The organism is Bacteroides sp. NSJ-48 (assembly GCF_014287405.1).
Taxonomy (GTDB): Bacteria; Bacteroidota; Bacteroidia; order Bacteroidales; family Bacteroidaceae; genus Bacteroides; species Bacteroides stercoris.
Window position 1 is genome coordinate 1 of the sequence record NZ_JACOOD010000067.1, and the last position, 3194, is coordinate 3194.

At 41.6% G+C, this 3194-nt stretch carries 2 protein-coding genes and 2 pseudogenes; 3 read left to right on the forward strand and 1 reads right to left on the reverse strand.

Annotated features, from left to right (window positions below; genetic code table 11):
- The first annotated feature begins 142 nt into the window (after positions 1 to 142).
- The 3 genes and pseudogenes from H8S52_RS18605 to H8S52_RS18615 all read left to right on the forward strand — a co-directional run.
- Positions 143 to 697 carry an imm11 family protein gene (locus H8S52_RS18605; protein WP_117542726.1) on the forward strand — a complete coding sequence of 185 codons (555 nt, stop codon included), beginning with the start codon at positions 143 to 145 and terminating at the stop codon, positions 695 to 697.
- A gap of 76 nt (positions 698 to 773) precedes the next feature.
- Positions 774 to 1475: a PoNe immunity protein domain-containing protein gene (locus tag H8S52_RS18610; RefSeq protein WP_005643591.1), complete on the forward strand. Its 702-nt coding sequence runs from the start codon at positions 774 to 776 to the stop codon at positions 1473 to 1475.
- A 9-nt stretch (positions 1476 to 1484) separates the two neighbouring features.
- A pseudogene (locus H8S52_RS18615) lies at positions 1485 to 1811 on the forward strand (hypothetical protein); the annotation flags it as partial.
- Positions 1812 to 2162: 351 nt separating this feature from the next.
- On the opposite strand, the pseudogene H8S52_RS18620 reads toward H8S52_RS18615, so the two are convergent.
- Positions 2163 to 3194, reverse strand: a pseudogene (locus H8S52_RS18620) (hypothetical protein); the annotation flags it as partial.

Genomic DNA, 3194 nt, shown 5'->3' on the forward strand with positions numbered 1-3194 from the left:
TATACATTTTCCTTTCGTTGTTTCTCTTTGTTTTAGAGGCTTTTTATAGTAAAGGGAAAATATAAATATACCATTAACAACGCAGGATAACGGCAAGCCGTTCCCTGCTGAACCATTATCAGTAATTAAATAGTGTAACATTATGAATATATATGAAATTGGACAAGACTTTGATAATTACAAGTTCTTTGTATTCAAGGAAGATGATGAGTCAAATAAAGGCGTTTGGGATTATAATGGTCAATCACTTATTAATGAGTGGAAAGGGCTTAGTCTGGAACTGTTTAGAGATAAAAGGAAAAAGAAAGACAAACGAAGTGAGGAGTTTGATGCATCTTGTTATTTTTCCGGTTGTCTGATAGTAAATAAAAGAACTTCCTTATTACTCTCTGAAAAGCTGAAAGGGCAAATAGAAGTTTTACCTGTCAATGTGGACGGGAACGCTTCAGGTTATTATTTTATAAATGTATTGAATACAGTCGATGCCTTAAATATAGAGTCCAAGAGCAATGAAGAAATCTTGAAGATGATGAGGGATAATAATGGTATTTTCAATAAAGGAAATATCGGTTCATATATCATATTTCGGGATAGTCTGTTTAATAACAATTATTATTGCACAGATGAATTTGTAGATTTTGTGAAGCAAAATTCAATCACAGGATTAAAATTTACATGTGCAGGTATCGCAAAATAAATCACTGATAACAAGCCAAGTTAGCTGCTAAACGCAGCTCCTTGTCAAACCATTAACATCAAAACAGTGTACCATAATGGAAACAAGAGATAAACTTTTTACAGAAGAACAGTATTTAAAGCAACTGAAATTGTATAATGAAGAAATTCTTTATTATGAACAAAAGCATCTTTCAGGTAAACATATAGGTTACGATTCTTTGTTCAATTATAGGCTTCGTTCTTTATTGGTACAGTATTCTATGGGACAGGATATTGATAATCTGAAAAATAATTATGTGGAAACCCTCAAAACGATGCCGAGATTTTGGACGGATAACGGATTTTATATTGAAATGTTATGGCTTCTGTCAATAGGCATTATGTTGGATTACGAAGACAACCTTATACAAAGTTTGGTTCAACTGATAAAAGACAGGGAAGCAAAAGACTATATTTATGACACCTTGATTAGATACAGATTTCTTGATTGGGAAAGGACAACAAACAAAGTATTATATCCGTCACCCTATCAAGCAGCTATCACTGTTACAGAGTTGGCTGAACAAGACAAGGCAGAAGCGATGAAACGATTAGAAAAATACCTCAAAAAAGAATGGTATCGAGGACATTCTGATTTATCTTGGCATGACGACCATAAATATGGTATCAACCATGACGGTTATTGGTGTTTTGAAAGCGGTGCATTGGTCAAGGTCTTGGGGCTGAATGATAGCAGCCTGAAAGGGTTGCCCTACTATCCATACGACATGGTACATTGGAATGACAACATTAAATAAAGAAAAGGTATGAGTTACTCTGTTTGTGCATATTTGATAGAAGCCGATAAGGTAAGGTCTGTTTACGGGGCTTGTGATAATCAGCTTATAAACCAATTAAAGGTTGCGTTGAAGCAGGAACTTGACTGTTTGAACGATTCTTTCAGCAATAGCCTAAACACGGATAAAGATGCTTATGCGGTATTAGCAGACATTGTGAACGGAAAAATCCGTTATCCCGAAATTGCTTTCATGTACGGGTATGTATATGAAAAGATTTGCAACCATTATGGAACGCAAATCTACTGTGCGGAAAACCTTTGGCAACTGGATAGTCAAAGTACATTCATCCCTATTTATAATCCGCAAATCGAAATGTTCGCGCATTTCAAAACGAAAAGTTCATTTCACAAAACGAAACGTATAATTTAAAGCACTCTTTATTCCGTTTCAACAAGGCATTTATAGGCTAAAAATAACAGAAAATTCACTTGCAAATATCAGCAAAAATTGCTATCTTTACATAGTTAAATTGAGGTCGTTTACTCTCAAATCAGTTCAGTTCTGTATTCCCCTACCCTATCAATATTCTAAAAAATTTCGACCGGCTTCGCCGGTATTTGAATACCTTTTAAACGGAATTCGGAAACCATCCGAATCCCGTTCTTTCGTTTTAGTCGCTTCGCTCCACGCTTTGGCGCTTTGCGCTTACGCCACCTCGCGTATCGCCTTATACGCTGCCACGCTTTGCGCCCGGACGAGTTTACCGCGGAAGGCCAGACGCGAGCCGACATTCGCATACGTGACCGAAGCATCGTAATCCGCATTCGCATTCGACACACCGCCATACGCGTTCGCATAGTTGCACCCGCGATAGACCACACGGACTGTAGCGGTGCTTATCCAGTACATGTCGGTATAGTAAGTAGAAGATGATCCGTTCAGATTACCTACCGGAATCATGTCCATATACTTGCCGTGCGCCACGCCTGTAATCCACTGACCGCTGTCCTTCTTGCCCTGTACCATACGGATACTGCCGTCAGGCATCCAGATGCGCCATTTGCCCACGTTACCGCTGTCGTTCGGCAGATCCACGCCGTCCATCATGTCATACTTGTTGCCGTAGATGTCCTCATAGCCCAGGCAGCAGATATTGTTCACCTGCACCACAGTCGCCTGTCCGTATTCGTCCCGACTCTTATACCAGGCATACTGGTGCACCAGGCCGTCAATCAGCGAATTCGTGATTTTGTTGTTAATGACATACGCTTCATCGTAGCCGATGGTGTCTGTCATCCCGTGTTCGGCCGTTCCGCCTGTTGTGCGGTTATTGTTATGCTGACCGGCACCGCATTGTTCCTGCATATCCCTGCGCCCGTACTTTGCATAGCTCAGGTTCGCGATGCGGCTGTGCATCAGCGCATCTATCTGCTGCATACCCCGCTGCTGGCTGTAGTAGTGGAAGTCCGTCCAGGTCATACTTGCCGTGGTCGAAGCTCCGGTGATGCAGGCACGCAGTTTACTGCCCACCACCGAACTGCCCACAACGGCACACAGATGCTCCTCATTGGCCACCCAATCCGGTTCCATGTCCTCTATCTTGTCGCTGTGGCTCAGTACCACGCAGTCAAACTCTGCCGTGTTCAGAATGGAGAAATGCAGGGCTGTAGCACGTTCCGGAACGTCTGCTATCAGATACATGCCGGCTTCAAATTTCAAGCCGATGGTCGGCACCAC

Bases quoted from the DNA above. Each gene is read 5' to 3' on its own strand.
- H8S52_RS18605 (WP_117542726.1), top strand. From the start codon at position 143: ATGAATATATATGAAATTGGACAAGACTTTGATAATTACAAGTTCTTT.
- H8S52_RS18610 (WP_005643591.1), top strand. From the start codon at position 774: ATGGAAACAAGAGATAAACTTTTTACAGAAGAACAGTATTTAAAGCAA.